Origin of the sequence: Pseudomonas sp. NPDC079367 (assembly GCF_044542195.1) — a bacterium.
Taxonomy (GTDB): Bacteria; Pseudomonadota; Gammaproteobacteria; order Pseudomonadales; family Pseudomonadaceae; genus Aquipseudomonas.
The window spans coordinates 12789-29805 of sequence record NZ_JBITTW010000001.1; the positions used below are offsets into that span (position 1 = coordinate 12789).

At 57.1% G+C, this 17017-nt stretch carries 12 protein-coding genes; 5 read left to right on the forward strand and 7 right to left on the reverse strand.

Going from position 1 to position 17017, the window contains the following annotated elements; all coding sequences use genetic code 11:
- Positions 1-35: 35 nt before the first annotated feature.
- The 4 genes from ACIGDJ_RS00060 to ACIGDJ_RS00075 all read right to left on the reverse strand — a co-directional run bounded on the left by ACIGDJ_RS00060 (position 36) and on the right by ACIGDJ_RS00075 (position 5776).
- Positions 36-1328, reverse strand: a complete 1293-nt coding sequence (locus ACIGDJ_RS00060; protein WP_397478092.1) for a glycosyltransferase — start codon at positions 1326-1328, stop codon at positions 36-38.
- A 101-nt stretch (positions 1329-1429) separates the two neighbouring features.
- Positions 1430-2713, reverse strand: coding sequence for a hypothetical protein (locus ACIGDJ_RS00065; protein WP_397478093.1), 1284 nt, complete (start codon positions 2711-2713; stop codon positions 1430-1432).
- Entirely contained in the window at positions 2710-5256 is a 2547-nt protein-coding gene (locus ACIGDJ_RS00070) for a hypothetical protein (protein ID WP_397478094.1), read from the reverse strand. Before ACIGDJ_RS00070 ends, ACIGDJ_RS00065 begins: the two co-directional genes overlap by 4 nt.
- Positions 5257-5410: 154 nt before the next feature.
- Positions 5411-5776 carry a response regulator gene (locus tag ACIGDJ_RS00075; RefSeq protein ID WP_101160460.1) on the reverse strand — a complete coding sequence of 122 codons (366 nt, stop codon included), beginning with the start codon at positions 5774-5776 and terminating at the stop codon, positions 5411-5413.
- 264 nt (positions 5777-6040) lie between these two features.
- Between ACIGDJ_RS00075 and ACIGDJ_RS00080 the strand changes: the two genes are divergently transcribed.
- Genes ACIGDJ_RS00080 through ACIGDJ_RS00100 form a run of 5 tightly spaced genes read left to right on the forward strand, consistent with a single transcriptional unit; the run spans position 6041 to position 12567 of the window.
- Positions 6041-9514: a response regulator gene (locus tag ACIGDJ_RS00080; RefSeq protein WP_101160457.1), complete on the forward strand. Its 3474-nt coding sequence runs from the start codon at positions 6041-6043 to the stop codon at positions 9512-9514.
- A complete protein-coding gene (locus ACIGDJ_RS00085; RefSeq protein ID WP_101160455.1) occupies positions 9514-10347 on the forward strand; it encodes a protein-glutamate O-methyltransferase CheR in 834 nt (277 codons plus the stop codon). The genes ACIGDJ_RS00080 and ACIGDJ_RS00085 overlap by 1 nt, the downstream gene beginning before the upstream one ends.
- Positions 10344-10937, forward strand: a complete 594-nt coding sequence (locus ACIGDJ_RS00090) for a chemotaxis protein CheB (RefSeq protein WP_101160452.1) — start codon at positions 10344-10346, stop codon at positions 10935-10937. Before ACIGDJ_RS00085 ends, ACIGDJ_RS00090 begins: the two co-directional genes overlap by 4 nt.
- On the forward strand, positions 10931-12145 hold the full coding sequence (locus tag ACIGDJ_RS00095; protein ID WP_101160450.1) for a hybrid sensor histidine kinase/response regulator: 1215 nt from the start codon (positions 10931-10933) through the stop codon (positions 12143-12145). Before ACIGDJ_RS00090 ends, ACIGDJ_RS00095 begins: the two co-directional genes overlap by 7 nt.
- 44 nt (positions 12146-12189) lie before the next feature.
- Positions 12190-12567, forward strand: coding sequence for a response regulator (locus ACIGDJ_RS00100; protein ID WP_016774860.1), 378 nt, complete (start codon positions 12190-12192; stop codon positions 12565-12567).
- A 60-nt stretch (positions 12568-12627) separates the two neighbouring features.
- Here the strand turns inward: ACIGDJ_RS00100 and ACIGDJ_RS00105 are convergent, their stop codons facing one another.
- From ACIGDJ_RS00105 to ACIGDJ_RS00115, 3 genes are all read right to left on the reverse strand, one after another.
- On the reverse strand, positions 12628-14304 hold the full coding sequence (locus tag ACIGDJ_RS00105; protein WP_397478095.1) for an ATP-binding protein: 1677 nt from the start codon (positions 14302-14304) through the stop codon (positions 12628-12630).
- On the reverse strand, positions 14301-15803 hold the full coding sequence (locus tag ACIGDJ_RS00110; protein ID WP_101160445.1) for an ATPase domain-containing protein: 1503 nt from the start codon (positions 15801-15803) through the stop codon (positions 14301-14303). The genes ACIGDJ_RS00105 and ACIGDJ_RS00110 overlap by 4 nt, the downstream gene beginning before the upstream one ends.
- Before the next feature lie 132 nt (positions 15804-15935).
- Complete coding sequence (locus tag ACIGDJ_RS00115; protein WP_101160442.1) at positions 15936-16991, reverse strand: tetratricopeptide repeat protein; 1056 nt, start codon at positions 16989-16991, stop codon at positions 15936-15938.
- Positions 16992-17017 lie beyond the last annotated feature (26 nt).

A 17017-nucleotide genomic window follows, 5' to 3' on the forward strand; every position in this document is an offset into this window, starting at 1 on the left:
GCATTGATTGATGCAAGTTGTTGTTTTGTACGTAGCTATTTGCCGCGATTTTTCTCTTCAATCCATTGCGCCATGTATTGAGTGCTTTTCAGCGTGTGGTGACGCAACATGCCGCCCGTGAAGTTGTTTCTTCTAAGTTGTGTTAGTTGTTGTCGGCAGTGGTCGATTCGCGCAATTAGCGCCGCAGCGTGAGTTGTGCGCTGATAGCGCTGCTCAAGCAATTGCGAACCCAGATACTGCGCTTGCTGCCACCGCGTCTGGTCGTTATACAACTGCGCCGCTTGCCGCGCGAAATCCTGCGCTGTATTCACCACAGCACCGGGCCACGGATGGTCGCCATGCATGCCCTCAGCGCCGACAGGCGTGGTGACGCTTGGCGTGCCGCACAACATGGCGTCGATCAATTTTCCTTTGATACCGGCGCCAAATCGCAGCGGCGCCAGACAAACCCGCGCTGCTGACATCACCTCCAAGGCATCCTCAGCCCAGTCCATGATATGGAAACCTTGCGCTGCGTTATGCAGCGCCGTGGCTTTGGGCGGAGTGTAAGCGCCGTAGATGTGTATTTGCGCTGTAGGAAGTTGTGCTCTGATCAAAGGCCAGATCGTGTTTTTCAGCCACAACACGGCATCCCAGTTCGGTGCATGGCGGAAGTTGCCGATGCTTAAAAAATGCGCACGTGTCGCATGCCCGGTTGGCGCGGCGTCGGGCGCATCAATCATCAGCGGGCACCAGTGCAGCAACTCGCGAGACAAGCCAAAATGTTCCACCAGCAAGTCGATTTCCACGTGGGAAATGATCAGGTTGAGGTCGCATCGGTAGAGCGCGGCGATCTCCCGTTTTGCCAGATCGCTCGCGCTCATCAGCTCGAATTCGTCGCGCAAGGTCGGTGAAAACAGCTCACTGAAATCGTCCTGATCCTCGTTGGACTTCAAACGATCCTTGAGCCGCTGGTGACGCGCGTGACGCAGACTTTGCAGATCGGAAGTTTCGAGGATACGCAAAGCGTTCGGGCAGTGTTTTTCCACACGCCAGCCGAACTGTTCCTCCATCATGAACTGGTCGAACAGCACGATATCCGGGGCCAGCGCGCTGATGAATGTATCGAAACTACTGCTGTTGAGCTCGATCGGCACTTCGTGAATGCCCATCGCAGTGAGGTCTTCTTTATGTTCACCGGGGCCGGCCGGGCTGCCGAAGGTGATGTCCCAGCCTTGAGCGAGGAAAGCCTCAAGGATCTGCATGACGTGTCCGCTGGCCGCCGACGAACGTGGTTCCGGCCAGACATAGCCGATGACAAGGACTTTAGTGGTGGAAGGCAGGGTCATGAGGGCAGTCCTGAGCATCATCCGGGTCGGCAAAAAAAGGGCGCAATTAAACCACAGCGAAGGTTGTCTGCGCCCCTATTGTCAGCAGTGCACCCGTTTTACTACGCAGGTCTAGCCAGATCGAGCAAGAGTGGCCCCGGAAGGAACTCTCCGGCAGCGGTGTTATTGATCGTGTTGGTGATAACCGAGCGGTTGAATTGGAAAGTGCTGGGGCTGGAGCGGTATTGATCTATCAAGGAAACCGCCAATGAATAGGATTCGGCATTCAACAGTGCCGGGTGCTCTTTGATGATATCTGGCCAGTCTGTAATAGCCTCAAACTCTTTAAAGTCTTCTGGTCTGGCGTAACGGTAGTGAGGGTTCATCGGATTATCGGGATGCGCCTTGCGCGGATCCCTCGCGAACTCCAGCAACCCGACGGCGTCGTACTTTGCCGGGGCTGCACCTTTGACTATATCTCCGTAGTAGAAGTCCAGGGTGTCTGGGGCGCCATGAGACATTTCATGTACCAGAACATCACCGATCCTGGCATCGTCAAATTTCGACGCGGCATATAATTCATCCAGATTGTCCGGGTAAATGGACAGGAAAGACCTTGTGTTGACGTCCAGTTTGGTATTCGAGTACACGGCGGCTTGCCAGCGTTTATAGGCCTGAGGCTGTAACGCAGCATAGGCATCGCTGCCCGGTGGCCGAAAGATCATGTTTTCGAGGCGCAAATAGTCGAGATCTTTGCGCATGCATCGCAGATTTTTTGTGATGTGCTCGACTGCCGCATTCGAGTTGATACCAAATACATGCAACAGGACGGTTCTGATCTCTCCGTTCCGGGCGTTGGAGATCAGCTCAATTGTGTTGTCGATTTTGTTTTTAGCGTGAGGAATCGCTTTTTTAAGATAGCCACGGGTGTAACTGAACGGCTTTGTTCGCTTGAGAGGATTGTGAAAGAAACTGACAAATTTCAGGTTTCTTAATGTTGGCCCCCACGGTTCCCCCAGGCGGTTCACGGCGTACCATTCATCTGTGTGGCGAATGCCCCAGACCTGGAAAAGGTCGGTGGAGTTTTGCGCGTATTGCCGCATGCCCAGTCGCAGACCGTCCGTATCGGCCACCGTGGAAAGTGCGTGGTAGGCCGGTTTTACAGCCCATTTCCGGGCATCGTGTATAGCGCCTTCCAGCGCAGCCACACCGCTGTGCCAGCCTTTACGTAAAAATTTCGCCCCCTTGGCCAGCGCATCTGTCGCTCCGTCGAGCGGATTGAGCAGGCTGCTCACCAGTCCAACGCCGGTCGCGGCAATTCTGCCGGCCTTTGTGGCAACACTCACGCCCGTGGCGACCACGGTGGCCACTTTTGCGAGGGCCGCGACGATCAACAGAACGGTCATTGCGGCTTCCAGCGTGCAAGCTGCTGCCCTTGAGCTTGTCGTTCTACATCGTCGGAATTCAAATCTTCGATACAGGACTTGAACGGCACGATGACATTCAGGAATGTATCCAGATCGTTGTCCCTTTTGATCCGCAATGCCTCAAGCCGGGTCTGCCCCCAACATTCCTTGACCAGTTCATCGTAAGTGGCTATCGGTCTGTGCTTGAGCACGAAGTTGACCAAACGATCGAACTCCTTGGAATAGAAACTCTGATAATAGCCGTTGATCTGCGGCGGTGGCTCAGCGGGCAGTTCATCGATCCTGTCGATGATGCCCGAACTGAAAGCGACGAGACCGGGCGTCACACCATGGGTATAAGACTCGATATCCGTCGGTAATAGATACTCTGTAGCAGGTGCGGAGTAATTTATCCCGGCAGGACGAACCTTTGCATTCAACAGGTTTTCCTGTTTGATCAGCGCTGCCATTTGAGCGTTCTCACGGCAGACGCCGTGCAACGTGAGTAGTTCGTAACATGAGCCCTGACCTTCGTACTCGCAATAGATCACGACGCCGTAGCGGCCTTTGGCTTGGTCGATTTCTTTATGACTTTCGGTGGGTTTACGCTCAGTCGTCTTTACGATCGCATCAATGACCGATGCAATGGGATTGACAGGCAAACTCGTAATGGTCTGAAGTTTTGCGACCGAGGGCCTCACTGTGAACATTGTCACCTTGCCATTGAGCAGACGAGTCCGGTCAGGCGGTGGCAAGAATGCGAAGGCCTGCTTCAAATGCGTATGCATGGCCTGGGTATGCGTAACATAGGCCCTGTTGAACTGACGGTGAAATTCGCCATCTGGAGAAACCAGATTGCGCAGGAGACCAGGAAACGTTTTATACAGGCTTTCCCCTTCTTTCCGATCCCAGTCGCCGGTCGCAAGATCGTTGGACATGTGTAGTTCAACCGGCGACAGGCGCAGAGCGGTATAGGCGTCTTCAAGCGGTACATTGCGTGTTTGCTGAAGGACGTCCCGTTCCAGGTAAGTGCAGCCCTTGGCGACCTGCTTGAGAATGTCCAGTGCAACGCCTTTGCGCGTCGGCAAAGGACGCGCCAACGTCTCAGCATTTGCGGCCAGGGTCCTGGCATGCTGTACGTAAGCCTCGGTGGCAATTTCCAATGCCTCAGGGACCGACTTTTCGACGTCTTGAGGTGGAACTATTTTATTGAGTACCGCCCAATCGATGACAGGATCAACAGCCGCCAGGGCATCGAGTTTCTTGCGCGATTCGGTCACCGGTTCCAGTGTCGAAAGTTGTTGCAACTGCGCGTAATTCATCGAGCGGGTCGAACCTGGCGCGACGATTTCTTGCACTGCCACGATTCGGCAGTATTCGACGCATTGCGGTGTGCCTACTAATAGCGTGGCGGGCAGATGTTTGACCAGAAACTCCGGCGCGGGCTCCGCCAGTAACAGGTGAGCGGCCAGCGCGACGTCGGTTTGACTCACCCGATGATGTGCGATCAGATGATTTTCGAAACGGGTTTGAATCTCTGCGAAGGACTTTTCCAGATGCTCGGCAGCATATAAATCGAAGCCAGCTACATGGTTGCGCGGTGCTTGCTCTCCGACTTGCGGATGAAGATCGAGCAAAAGAGAGGTCAGAATCATTTGTTTGCGCGACGCTGCCGATTGTGGCTGATCCGGCTGCGCGCCATACCAGCCCAGATCGCGAACGTAAGCGTCCGCCCAATGCGCGGCGATTGGACTGGAGAGCAGTTGGTCAATGATGTGTTCAGCTTCGGAGCGTTTGAACGGCACCGACCGGCCACCCAGAATGCGTTCCGACAAATGTTCCAGTAGTGACTGTCCTTTCAAATAACTGGCAATCAGCTTACGGAGCTCATCGCGTTGAGCGGCAGACAACGTGGCCGTGTTGTCATCACTGGCCTTGATCATGTCCCGATAGTTACCGAACACTGTACTTGGAGTGGGCGTAGCACTCATGAATGCCACCAGGCGGGAAATGTCGGCGGCGCTGCGGGGGATCAAAAAGCCATGGAATGCCAGCCATTGCGCTAAATCGATTTGATCGGTGTTGGAAATCTTGCCACCGGTCAACTGTGCCATTTCAAACAGTGTCTGCAGGTCTTCTTTCAGGTCCGGAGAAAGTACAAAAGCGTTTGCAAAATCAGTGGTGTTGTTCCAGCTGGCTGCAGAGATCTCGCCAGCAGATGTTACTTCGAAGATGAAACGTTCGGAGAGCTGCAATGTCGCCTGTAATTTTTTGAAGGAGGGCTGTTCGCACAGTTTTTGCAGTAGTTGCCTGCCTGGCAGTAGCGCGTCCTCCAGAGAAGAGCCGGCCAGCAAAGAAAGTTTGGTGCCGGTCAAAGTAATAGTTTGAGAAGGGGTGTGACCCTCTGCGATTTGTTTGAGTTTGTAAATCGCCTCTTCTCTTTCACCAATATCACTGGGAATGTGATCGCGCTGAAAGCCCGTTATATAAGGAGTGCGGGATAAATTGCGATGGCTCAAAGAGTTCGCATGGTCAATGCTCATAAGTTCACTTGCTGTGGTTTGGTAAGTGCGACTTATGCTCTTCGTTAAATCAGTGGCGATCAACAGGCTTTGTATGTGTGAGTTTTTCAGTACTCGAACGTTGTTTTTATTGTGTCGAGGTATTGAATGAGAGGCTGCCAAGTCTGGGGGGTTATTAGCCAGAATTGATTATTTGATTTACTTTTTCGCGCAGTTGTTCGATGGAAAAGGGCTTGCCGATCACATGCATGTCGACAGGCACCTCGATATTCTCGGCATAACCGCTGGCAAACAGGATGGGCAGGGCAGGACGCAGATCACGTGCCTTTTTAGCGAGTTCGCGGCCATTCATGCCCGGTAGACCGTGGTCGGTCATCATCAAATTGATCGGTTTTTCATGGGCGGCGAGAATCTCAAGCGCCTTGTCGCCGTCTTCAGCCTCCAACACAGTGAATTCCAGTTCCTCAAGCACATCCACGATGAGCATGCGCACGATGTCGTCATCTTCTACGACAAGGATAGTGGAGGCGTTGGTAGACATGGCGGGACTCTCGAAAAATGAAATCGGGGGGTGCCGGGCGATCGGGAATCGCCGGACTCTTGCATGAGTAAGTGGCGCGTAGCCACAAGTTCCCGGTCTGATACAAAAAAAACGGATCATTGCGGCGCAGCAAGGATAACTGTTGACGTCGTCTAATGCTCAGGCGTGCGTAGGAAAAAGCCATCATTTATGTGAGAAAAATGGATCCATGCCTGGGTTTTGGGGCAAACTCTCGGGTTTTCAACAGTTCGACAAGGCTGCCCCATGTCCTCTCCGTCCTCGGTTGATGAGCAACGGTTCCGCAAACTTCTGAGTCGCAACGTCAGCCTGCCGCTGGGCGTCGGCGTGCTCAGCGCGGTGTTTTTCGTCTCGCTGATCACCTATTTGCTGTCGGTCATCCAATGGGTCGAGCACACCGACCGGGTGATCAATAACGCCAATGAGGCGGTGAAGCTCACCGTCGACCTTGAAACTGGCATGCGCGGTTATCTGCTCAGCGGCGACGAGCACTTCCTCGATCCCTATGAAATCGCCAAACCGCGCATCGAGGTCGCTCTTAATACTTTGCTGGAGCTGACCGCCGACAATCCGGTGCAGACCGATCGACTGCGGCGTTTGCAGGCGTTGCAGGTGGAATGGGCCAACTACGCACAATCGATGATCGACCTGCAGCGTAGCAGCGGTGATTATCGCGGTGCGGTCAAGGCCGGGCGGGGCAAGCGGCTGACGGACGAAATCCGCAAGCAGTTCGAAGACGTCATCGAGACCGAGCAGGTGCTGCGCGCCACGCGCAACGAAGACGTGCGCCGCACGACGATCTGGAGCATCAGCCTTTATCTGATGTTCATCGTCGGTATCAGCGGTTTGCTGGCCTACATCGGCCGCCGTGACCTGCTCAATCTGTCGGCCAACTACAGCGCCAACCTCTCTGCACAACAGGCCAGCGCCGAACGCCTCGAGAAGCAGGCGTGGCTGCGCAATGGTCAGACACAACTGGCCGAGCAAGTGCTGGGGCAACTCACACTGAATTTGCTGGGACGCAATATTCTGCAATTCTGCGCGCAATACTTGGGCACCGCCGTCGCGGCTCTTTATGTGCGCGAAGAACATGGCGGCCTCAAACGCGTTGCAACCTACGGTTTCTCACGCGAGCAGGAGGAGCTGAACCAGACGATCTACAGCGGCGAAGGCATTGTCGGCCAGGTTGCAGAGCAAGCGCGGCTGATCCATCTCGACTCGGTGCCTGCCGACTATTTCAAGGTCAGCTCCGGGCTTGGCGCAGGCTTGCCGCATAGCGTGATGGTGGTGCCGACCAGCGATGACGACCGGGTCAACGGCGTCATCGAACTGGGCTTCCTGCGCCCATTGTCCGAACGCGACATCGAGTTGCTGGAGTTGATTGCCGGTAACATCGGCACGTCGATCGAAGCGGCGCGTTACCGTCAGCGTTTGCAGGAAGTGTTGGCCGAAACCCAGCAGCTCAACGAAGAGCTGCAAGTGCAACAGGAAGAGCTGAAAACCGCCAACGAAGAGCTCGAAGAGCAGTCGCGGATTCTCAAGGAATCCCAGGCGCATCTGGAAACCCAGCAGGTGGAGCTGGAGCAGACCAACGAGCAGCTCGCCGAACAGCGCGATGCGATGGACAAGAAAAACACCGAGCTGAATCAGGCGCAGATTCAGCTCGAAGAGCGTGCCGAAGAGCTGCAACGCTCAAGCAAGTACAAGTCCGAATTCCTCGCCAACATGTCCCACGAACTGCGCACACCGCTGAACAGTTCGCTGATTCTGGCCAAGTTGCTGGCGGAAAACCCGCAGCAGAATCTGTCTTCGGAACAGGTGAAATTTGCCGAATCGATCTACTCGGCCGGCAACGACCTGCTTAACCTGATCAACGACATTCTCGACATCTCCAAGGTCGAGGCCGGCAAGCTCGAAGTGATTGCCGAAAATACTCGCGTCGATCGGCTGGTCGATGGTTTGCGTTCGATGTTCGAGCCGCTCGCGGCGGACAAGAAACTTGCCTTCAACGTCGAAGTGCAACCGGACGCACCGGGCTTGCTGTTTACCGATCGTCAGCGTCTGGAACAGGTGATCAAGAATCTGCTGTCCAACGCGATCAAGTTTACCGAGCACGGCGCCGTCAGCCTGACGATCACCGCGCAGCCCAACGATCACATCGCTTTCAGCGTCAAGGATTCCGGGATCGGCATCGCTGCCGACCAGCAGGAAAGTATCTTTGAGGCATTCCGTCAGGCAGATGGCACCACCAACCGCAAATACGGCGGCACCGGTCTTGGCCTGTCGATCTCGCGGGATCTGGCGACGCTGTTGGGCGGTTCAATCAGCGTCGACAGCGTACCGGGGCAGGGCAGTACGTTCACGCTGGTGTTGCCGCGCCAGTATCACGAACTTGGTGATACGTCTGCCGCGCCACTGACCTTTCACCCAACACCTTCGGCGCCTGCGCCAGTGGGCGTAGTGGCCCCGGTGGCATCAGCGGTTCCGGCGGTTATTCCGCGTTTTGCCGATGACCGCGACAAGGCGCCATTTGCTACGCGCTGCATCCTGGTGGTGGAAGACGAGCCGAACTTCGCCCGTATCCTCTATGACCTGGCCCACGAGTTGGGCTACATGTGTCTGGTTGCCCATGGCGCCGATGAAGGTTATGACCTGGCCCGCGAGTTTGTGCCGGACGCTATCCTGCTCGACATGCGCCTGCCGGATCACTCCGGCCTGACCGTGCTGCAACGTCTGAAAGAACGCGCCGAAACCCGGCACATTCCAGTGCACGTGATTTCCGTCGAGGATCGCGTCGAAGCGGCCATGCACATGGGCGCCATCGGCTACGCCGTGAAACCGACCACCCGCGAAGAGCTCAAGGACGTGTTCGCCCGTCTCGAAGCCAAGCTGACACAAAAGGTCAAACGCGTGCTGCTGGTCGAGGATGACGATCTGCAACGCGAAAGCATCGCGCGGCTGATCGGCGACGAAGACATCGAAATCACTGCCGTCGGTCTGGCTCAGGATGCGCTGGAGTTGCTGCGCACGACCATCTACGACTGCATGGTCATCGACCTCAAACTGCCAGACATGCTCGGTAACGATCTGCTCAAGCGCATGTCCACCGAAGACATCTGCTCGTTCCCGCCGGTCATCGTCTACACCGGACGCAACCTGACCCGCGACGAAGAGGCTGAGCTGCGCAAGTATTCACGCTCGATCATCATCAAAGGCGCGCGCTCGCCGGAGCGGTTGCTCGATGAGGTCACACTCTTTCTGCACAAAGTCGAATCGCAGCTGTCCCATGAACGGCAGAAGATGCTCAAGACCGCGCGCAGCCGCGACAAGGTCTTCGAAGGTCGCAAAGTGCTGCTGGTGGATGACGATGTGCGCAACATCTTCGCCCTGACCAGCGCGCTGGAACACAAGGGCGCAGTCGTGGTGATCGGCCGTAATGGCCGCGAAGCGATTGAGAAACTTCATGAAGTCGAAGACATCGATCTGGTCTTGATGGATGTGATGATGCCGGAAATGGATGGCTTCGAAGCCACCATGGAAATCCGCAAGGACCCGCGCTGGCGCAAGCTGCCGATCATCGCGGTGACGGCCAAGGCCATGAAGGACGATCAGGAGCGCTGCCTGCAGGCAGGCGCCAACGATTACCTGGCCAAGCCCATCGACCTGGATCGACTGTTCTCCCTGATACGTGTGTGGTTACCGAAAATGGAACGCATCTAGTGGAACGCAGCAGTTCAGCCGAACGCAACAGCGAAATCGAATTACGCTTGTTGATCGAGGCGATTTACCTGAAATACAGCTACGACTTTCGCGACTACTCCGGCGCTTCGATCAAGCGCCGGGTGCAGCACGCGCTGGGTCAGTTCGAATGCGCGACCATCTCGGCCCTGCAGGAGAAAGTCCTGCACGACCCGACCGCGTTCATGCAGCTGCTGCAACTGCTGACGATTCCGGTGAGCGAGATGTTCCGCGATCCGTCGCACTTTCTGGCGATCCGCAACGAAGTGGTGCCGCTGTTGCGCACCTATCCGTCGCTGAAGATATGGATCGCCGGCTGCAGCACGGGCGAAGAGGTCTATTCGATGGCGATTCTGCTGCGCGAAGAAGGCCTGCTCGACCGCACGATCATCTATGCCACTGACATCAACCCGCGCTCGCTGGAAAAGGCCAAACAGGGGATTTTTTCCATGGAAAACGTCCGCGCCTACACCGCCAATTATCAGCAGGCGGGCGGCCAGCGTTCGTTTGCCGATTACTACACCGCAGCCTATGGCTACGCGATTTTCGACAAGAGCCTGTGCGAGAACGTGACATTCGCCGACCACAGCCTGGCCACCGACAGCGTGTTCTCCGAAACCCAGCTGATCTCCTGCCGCAACGTGTTGATCTATTTCAACAAGAAGCTGCAGGACCGGGCGTTCGGGCTGTTCCATGAATCGCTGTCGCATCGCGGCTTCCTGGTGTTGGGCAGCAAGGAAACCCTGGATTTTTCCAACTATTCGAACCAGTTCGAGCCGTTGGTCAAACAAGAACGGATCTACCGCAAATCATGAACGGCGCCCCAGGCCTGCCTCGCATCGAGGCTGTCGTGATCGGCGCCTCTGCGGGCGGTGTCGAGGCTTTGCTGAGCCTGCTCGGACCGTTGCGCAAAGGCTACGTGTTGCCCATCGTTGTCGTTTTGCATCTGCCAGAGGAGCGTCGTAGCCATCTGGCCGAAGTGTTTTCCCGCCGCTTGGCGATGCCGGTCAAAGAAGCCGAAGACAAGCAGGACATCAAACCCGGTACGGTGTATTTCGCCACCCCGGGTTATCACTTGTCGGTCGAAGCGGATCGCAGTCTGTCGCTGAGCCTTGAAGACCGCTTGCACCATTCGCGGCCTTCGATCGATTACCTGTTCGAATCCGCCGCCGATGTTTACGGGGCGACGCTTGCCGCCGTGCTGCTGACCGGAGCCAATCAGGATGGCGCGCGCGGGCTGGCTTACGTCAAGCGTTGCGCCGGCCTGACCATTGTTCAAGACCCCGAGGATGCACAAGTTGCCACCATGCCCCAGGCTGCACTGAACGTTCTGCAGCCGGATCATGTCCTACCCATTCACGGCATCGGCCGTCTGCTAGTCGAGCTGGAACGAATCGCATGCTGAGTAATATCCAAGCCAAACTGTTGATCGTCGACGATCTGCCAGAAAATCTGCTGGCGCTGGAAGCGCTGATCAAGCGTGAGGATCGCACGGTCTACAAGGCTCTGTCGGCGGACGAAGCACTGTCGCTGCTGCTGCAACACGAATTCGCCATGGCCATTCTCGACGTGCAAATGCCCGGCATGAACGGCTTCGAACTGGCCGAGTTGATGCGCGGCACCGAGAAAACCAAGAACATCCCGATCATCTTCGTCAGTGCCGCCGGCCGTGAACTCAACTATGCGTTCAAGGGCTACGAAAGCGGTGCGGTGGACTTTCTCCACAAGCCGCTGGATATCCACGCGGTGAAGAGCAAGGTCAACGTTTTCGTCGATCTGTATCGTCAGAGCAAGGCCATGAAGCAGCAGGTCGAGGCGCTGGAGCAGGCCCGACGTGAGCAGGAAGCGCTGCTGCAACAGCTGCAAAGCACGCAGCTTGAGCTGGAGCAAGCGGTGCGAATGCGCGATGACTTCATGTCCATCGTCGCCCACGAGGTGCGTACGCCACTCAATGGCCTGATTCTCGAAACCCAGTTGCGCAAGATGCATCTGGCCCGGGACAACGCGTCGGCGTTCACCCTCGACAAGATGCAGGCGATGGTCGACCGCGATGAGCGGCAAATCAAAAGCCTCATCCGTCTCATCGAGGACATGCTCGATGTGTCGCGAATCCGCACCGGCAAACTGTCGATCCGACCGAGTCGTTTCGATCTGGTACAGCTGGTGAGCAATCTGCTGCAGAACTTTGCTCCGCAAATGGAAGCGGCAGAAACCAGTGTTTCATTTGAAGCGGGGGCGCCGGTCGAAGGTTGCTGGGACGAGTTCCGCATTGAGCAAGTGGTGTCCAACCTGTTGACCAATGCGTTGCGTTACGGCGGTCGCAGCCCGATTCAGGTGCGCGTTTATCGCGAAGGTGACGAGGCGTGGGTTGAAGTTCAGGACCACGGCATCGGCATCAGCGCTGAGAACCAGAAGCGCATTTTTCAGCAGTTCGAGCGGGTGTCTGCCAAGACGGTGGTGGCCGGGCTCGGGCTGGGTCTGTTCATTTCCGATCAGATCGTCGCCGCCCATGGCGGCTCCATCGTCGTCGAGAGCGAAATCAACGAAGGCGCCCTGTTTCGCGTTTGTCTGCCGATCCAGGAAAACGGCATATCCGACGCAACCTCTGAGTGACCACACGGTCGTATCAGCAGCTATTGACCGAACAAAGGCTTCCCATGAGCGTAGATGCGCAAGATGTAGTACTCGTCGTCGAAGACGAACCGGTTATCTTGATGGTCCTGACAGATTATCTGTCAGGGCAGGGCTATCGCGTGTTGCAAGCGGAAAATGGCGAGCAGGCTTTCGAGATCCTCGCCAGCAAACCTCACCTGGACATGCTGATTACCGATTTCCGCCTTCCGGGCGGCATCTCCGGCGTACAGATCGCCGAGCCGGCGGTGAAATTGCGACCGGACCTCAAAGTGATTTTCATCAGCGGCTATCCGCAGGAAATCCGTGAGACCGGCAGCCCGATCACCAGCAAGGCACCGATCCTCGAAAAACCGTTCGATCTGGACGTGCTGCAGGAAAAGATTCAGGAATTACTGGCCTGATAGGTAGGAGCTGCCGAAGGCTGCCGATCGCGGAACGAGCCTTCGGCAGTTCCCACAGGCTCAGCTATTGATCATCTCCCGCACCTTGGCGGTGAGCAGATCAAATGTGAACGGCTTGGTGATCATTTGCATCCCCGAGTCGAGGAAACCACCGCGCACCGCCGCGTGTTCGGCGTAACCGGTGATGAACAACACTTTCAGACCCGGCCGATACTGGCGGCCGACTTCCGCGAGTTGGCGACCGTTCATGCCAGGTAAACCGACGTCGCTGATCAACAGATCGATGCGCTGCGTCGAGTTGAGGATCGGCACTGCGCCATCGGCATCGCTGGCCTCGACAAAGGCGTAACCCAGCTCACTGAGCACCGCGCTGACCAATACGCGCACCGCAGGATCGTCTTCGACAATCAGCACGGTTTCACCGTCCATCGCATACGGAGCCTGCAGCGAATCCGAGACGGGAATTTCCACTTCTTCGCCACGAAAGCGTGGCAGATACAGTCTCACGGTGGTGCCTTGATCGACTTCGCTGTCAATCGAAACATGCCCTCGTGACTGCTTGCTGAAGCCATAGATCATTGAAAGTCCGAGGCCGGTGCCTTGGCCGATCGGTTTAGTGGTGAAGAATGGATCGAATGCTCGGTTGACCACGCTTTGCGGCATGCCGCTGCCATTGTCGGTGACGCTGAGCATTACGTAGTCGCCCGGTTCCAGATTGCTGTAGGCGTCTGTAAAGTCGTGGTGCAGCACCTGATTACTGGTTTCAACAACCAGTTTGCCGCCTTCGGGCATCGCATCGCGGGCGTTGATCACGAGGTTGAGCAGGGCGCTTTCCAATTGATTGGGATCCGCCTCAGCCACCCACAGGTCATCATCCAGACACATTTCCAGCTGAATGCTTTCATTGAGGCTGCGCTGCAGCAGTTCACCCATCGACAGCACCAGCGTGTTCATCTGCACGGCTTTCGGGTCGAGTGACTGACGGCGCGAGAACGCCAGCAGGCGGTGCGTCAGGCCGGCGGCGCGATTGGCGGAAGTCACGCCGAGGTCGATCAGGCTGTCGAGATCTTCAGTGCGGCCACGAGCCAGACGCCGGCGCAGCAGTTCCAGGCTGCCGATGATGCCGGTGAGCATGTTGTTGAAGTCGTGAGCGATGCCGCCGGTGAGTTGACCGACCGCTTCCATTTTCTGCGATTGACGCAGCGCTTCTTCGTTATGGCGAAGTTGTGCAGTGCGCTCTTCAACCTGCTGCTCAAGGGTTTCCAGGGTTGATTGCAGGCGACGTTCGCTTTCGCTCAGATCGATCAGCCGATCGCGAGCTTCGTATTGTCGTCGCCGTCCGCGCAGAGCAGCGGAAACCAGGCTGACCATGGTCGCAGGGTGGAACGGCCGCTCAAGGAACGTCACATTACCCAGCAGCGCACTCAGGCGTGACGGTGGGCCTTGCTCCTGGCCGCCGTGATGCGTGAGCAGGACAATGGGCAGATCCGACCAGGCTGGCTGCTCGTCGAGGTACACAATCAGGGTTTCCAGTTCCGGTCCGCGAAGCGCTTCTGCGGCGATGAGCAACAGGCCAGCGCCGTGTTCCAGCTCCGTGCACAAGTCCCCGAGACCGGGCGTCACGAGGCCGCTATAGCCGGCCTCGTTGAGAATTTGCAGCGCGATCTGACTGTCGCGCCCCAAAGGCGCCAGAATCAACACCCGTTCGGCCAGAATCAGCGGCGCAGTGTCCGTCACGGGCTTTCATCCTCAAGCAACGGATTGCTCGCTCCAAGATACGTCGGTACGCCCCGTAGCACGCCCTGAAAGGATTCCAGTGGCTGCCCGATGGTCATGCCGCGCGAAGAAATCCGGTATTCGCGAATGGTCGATTCGTGATTGCCGGTACGTTTTTTGATGATCGAGATCGCCCGACGGACTTTGCCGAGGGCTTCGAAGTAACGCAACAGGATCACCGTGTCGGCCAGGTAAGTGATATCGACCGGCGCCTGCATGTCACCGACCAGACCGTGCTGGGCGACAGTCATGAAGGTCGCCGCGCCTTTGCGGTTCAGGTACAGCAGCAGTTCATGCATGTGCAGCACCAACGCATTTTCTTCCGGCATTGCCGCTTGATAACCGTTGATACTGTCGATTACCACGGTCTTGATGCCACGCTCATCGACGCAACGGCGCACACGGTGCGACAGTTCACCGGGAGACAGCTCAGCGGCGTCGACCTGTTCGATCAGCAGATTGCCAGTGGCCTGCAAAGCTTTCAGGTCAATGCCGATATGACGCATGCGCTCGAACAGCAAGCCCAGCTCTTCATCGAAAATGAACAGCGCGGCTTTTTCGCCTCGGGCCACTGCGGCGGCGGCGAAGATCATCGAGATCAGCGATTTACCGGTACCCGCCGGGCCGAGAATCAGCGTGCTCGAGCCGGTTTCGATGCCGCCGCCGAGCAGGGCGTCCATTTGCGCGATGCCACTGGACAGTTGCAGACGCGCATAGTCGCCGCGATGTTCCGCCGCAACCAGACGTGGGAACACATGCACGCCGTCGCCCATGATGGTGAAGTCGTGGAAGCCACCACGATATTTCTGCCCACGATACTTGACCACCCGCACCCGACGGCGCTCGGCGCCATAGCTCGGTGTCAGCTCTTCAAGGCGAATCACGCCGTGGGCGACACTGTGTACGGTTTTGTCGAGGGATTCGGTGGTCAGATCGTCGAGCAGCAGGACGGTGGCGTCATAGCGCACGAAGTAGTGCTTGATCGCCAGAATTTGCCGGCGATAGCGCAAGGAGCTTTGCGCCAGCAGGCGGATTTCCGAGAGGCTGTCGAGCACTACGCGGGTTGGCTTGAAGCGTTCGACCACTTCGAAGATCTGCTTGGTCGCCTCACCCAGCTCAAGGTCCGAGGAGTACAGCAGACTTTGCTGGTGCTCAGCGTTGAGCAGGCTTTCCGGCGGCGTCAGTTCGAAGATCTTGATGTTCTCGTTAAGCTCCCAGCCATGGGACAGCGCGCCTTGGCGCAGTTCTTTCTCGGTCTCCGAGAGAGTGATGTACAGGCAGCGCTCTCCGGCCAGCGCGCCGGCGCGCAGAAAATGCAGCGCCACCGTGGTTTTACCGGTACCAGGTTCACCCTCAAGCAAAAACACGTGGCCGCGAGACAGGCCACCGGCGAGGATGTCGTCCAGCCCTTCAATGCCGACGGCAGCTTTCGCACTGATCAACTCGTTTGATGTAGTCAAAAAATGCCCTCTTATGACTAGGGTAACCGGCGGCTGGTTTGAGTGAGCCGCCTGAATAACTTGACCTCATGGCGTGTTCACGGTTCCGCTTTTTCTTTAGACCGACGGCAATTGGAGCGCGCTTTACCTTGATTAAAGACCTTGTTGCAAGGCCGGGTCGTCCGGATTCAATTGTTCAAGTTGCGCCAGCAGAATCTGCACATTCTGCAACTGCCCGCTTTCCTTCCAGTAGTTGATCAGCAGTACTCGTGCCTTGCGATCGGCGGGATGGCGCTGGACGATCTCCTGCAATTGTTTCTGCGCCGCTTCCAGTTCTTCAGCACTGTGCAGAGTGGTCGCGAGGTCGTAGCGATAATCCTTGTTGTCCGGTTCCAGCTCGACGGCTTTGGACAGGCCGAGCAGCGCGTACTCGCGCTGACCATGGTGCAACAGCCATAGCCCGAGTGCGTGTTGCAGATAAGCCGAATCAGGCTGCGCCTTCAGTTGCTCGGCAAGTAACTGGCGGGCGGCATCGCTCTGGCCCTGACGGTCAAGTACGTCAATCTGCATGACAAGCGCGGGCAGGTTGGCGGGTTCAAGGCGCAAGGTATTGTCCAGCGCTTGTCGGGCCTGTTTGTATTCGGCGTTGTGAATATACAGGCGTGCCAGTTGCGCGTAGTTGGCGGCGCTTTCCGGCTGGCTTTCCAGCGTCTGTTGCCAGCCATCCACAGCCTGTTGCAGCGGCGCGAAGTAGAGGCCCAGCTCATCCGGGCTCAGGCCGAGCAGGGCGTTGATCGCCGCGAATCGCACAGTTTGCTCTTGATCGTCGAGCAGCGGCCCAAGCAACAGACTGCGCTGCCCGCCGGGCACTAGGCCGACGACACTTTTTATCGCAGCCACGCGTACCAGCGGGGATTCATGGTGCAAGTCGATGTCGGCCAGTTTCAATGCCTGCGGGCTTGGATAATTGGCCAGCTCACCATGCAGCCAGACCCGGCGCTTGACCGAAATGTCCGGGCGGCCCAATTGCTGGTACAACTGGCGCGCCGCACCCGGTTCACCGGTGCGCGCTGCGTTCAGCGCTTCGCTGTAACCATGTTTGATAGCATCGGGGATGGTCGGTGTGCTGCTGCGCAACATCAGCCAGACGACGCCGACGATCAGTACGAGGCCAAGGCCGATCAGCAGGTTGCGGCGGGACTGAGTCATGCGGGTTTCCGAGAGCTTCGAACTTG

Coding starts and splice junctions, on each gene's coding strand:
- ACIGDJ_RS00080 (WP_101160457.1), top strand. CDS start 6,041: ATGTCCTCTCCGTCCTCGGTTGATGAGCAACGGTTCCGCAAACTTCTG.
- ACIGDJ_RS00075 (WP_101160460.1), bottom strand. CDS start 5,776: ATGTCTACCAACGCCTCCACTATCCTTGTCGTAGAAGATGACGACATC.
- ACIGDJ_RS00095 (WP_101160450.1), top strand. CDS start 10,931: ATGCTGAGTAATATCCAAGCCAAACTGTTGATCGTCGACGATCTGCCA.
- ACIGDJ_RS00060 (WP_397478092.1), bottom strand. CDS start 1,328: ATGACCCTGCCTTCCACCACTAAAGTCCTTGTCATCGGCTATGTCTGG.
- ACIGDJ_RS00115 (WP_101160442.1), bottom strand. CDS start 16,991: ATGACTCAGTCCCGCCGCAACCTGCTGATCGGCCTTGGCCTCGTACTG.
- ACIGDJ_RS00070 (WP_397478094.1), bottom strand. CDS start 5,256: ATGAGCATTGACCATGCGAACTCTTTGAGCCATCGCAATTTATCCCGC.
- ACIGDJ_RS00090 (WP_101160452.1), top strand. CDS start 10,344: ATGAACGGCGCCCCAGGCCTGCCTCGCATCGAGGCTGTCGTGATCGGC.
- ACIGDJ_RS00100 (WP_016774860.1), top strand. CDS start 12,190: ATGAGCGTAGATGCGCAAGATGTAGTACTCGTCGTCGAAGACGAACCG.
- ACIGDJ_RS00065 (WP_397478093.1), bottom strand. CDS start 2,713: ATGACCGTTCTGTTGATCGTCGCGGCCCTCGCAAAAGTGGCCACCGTG.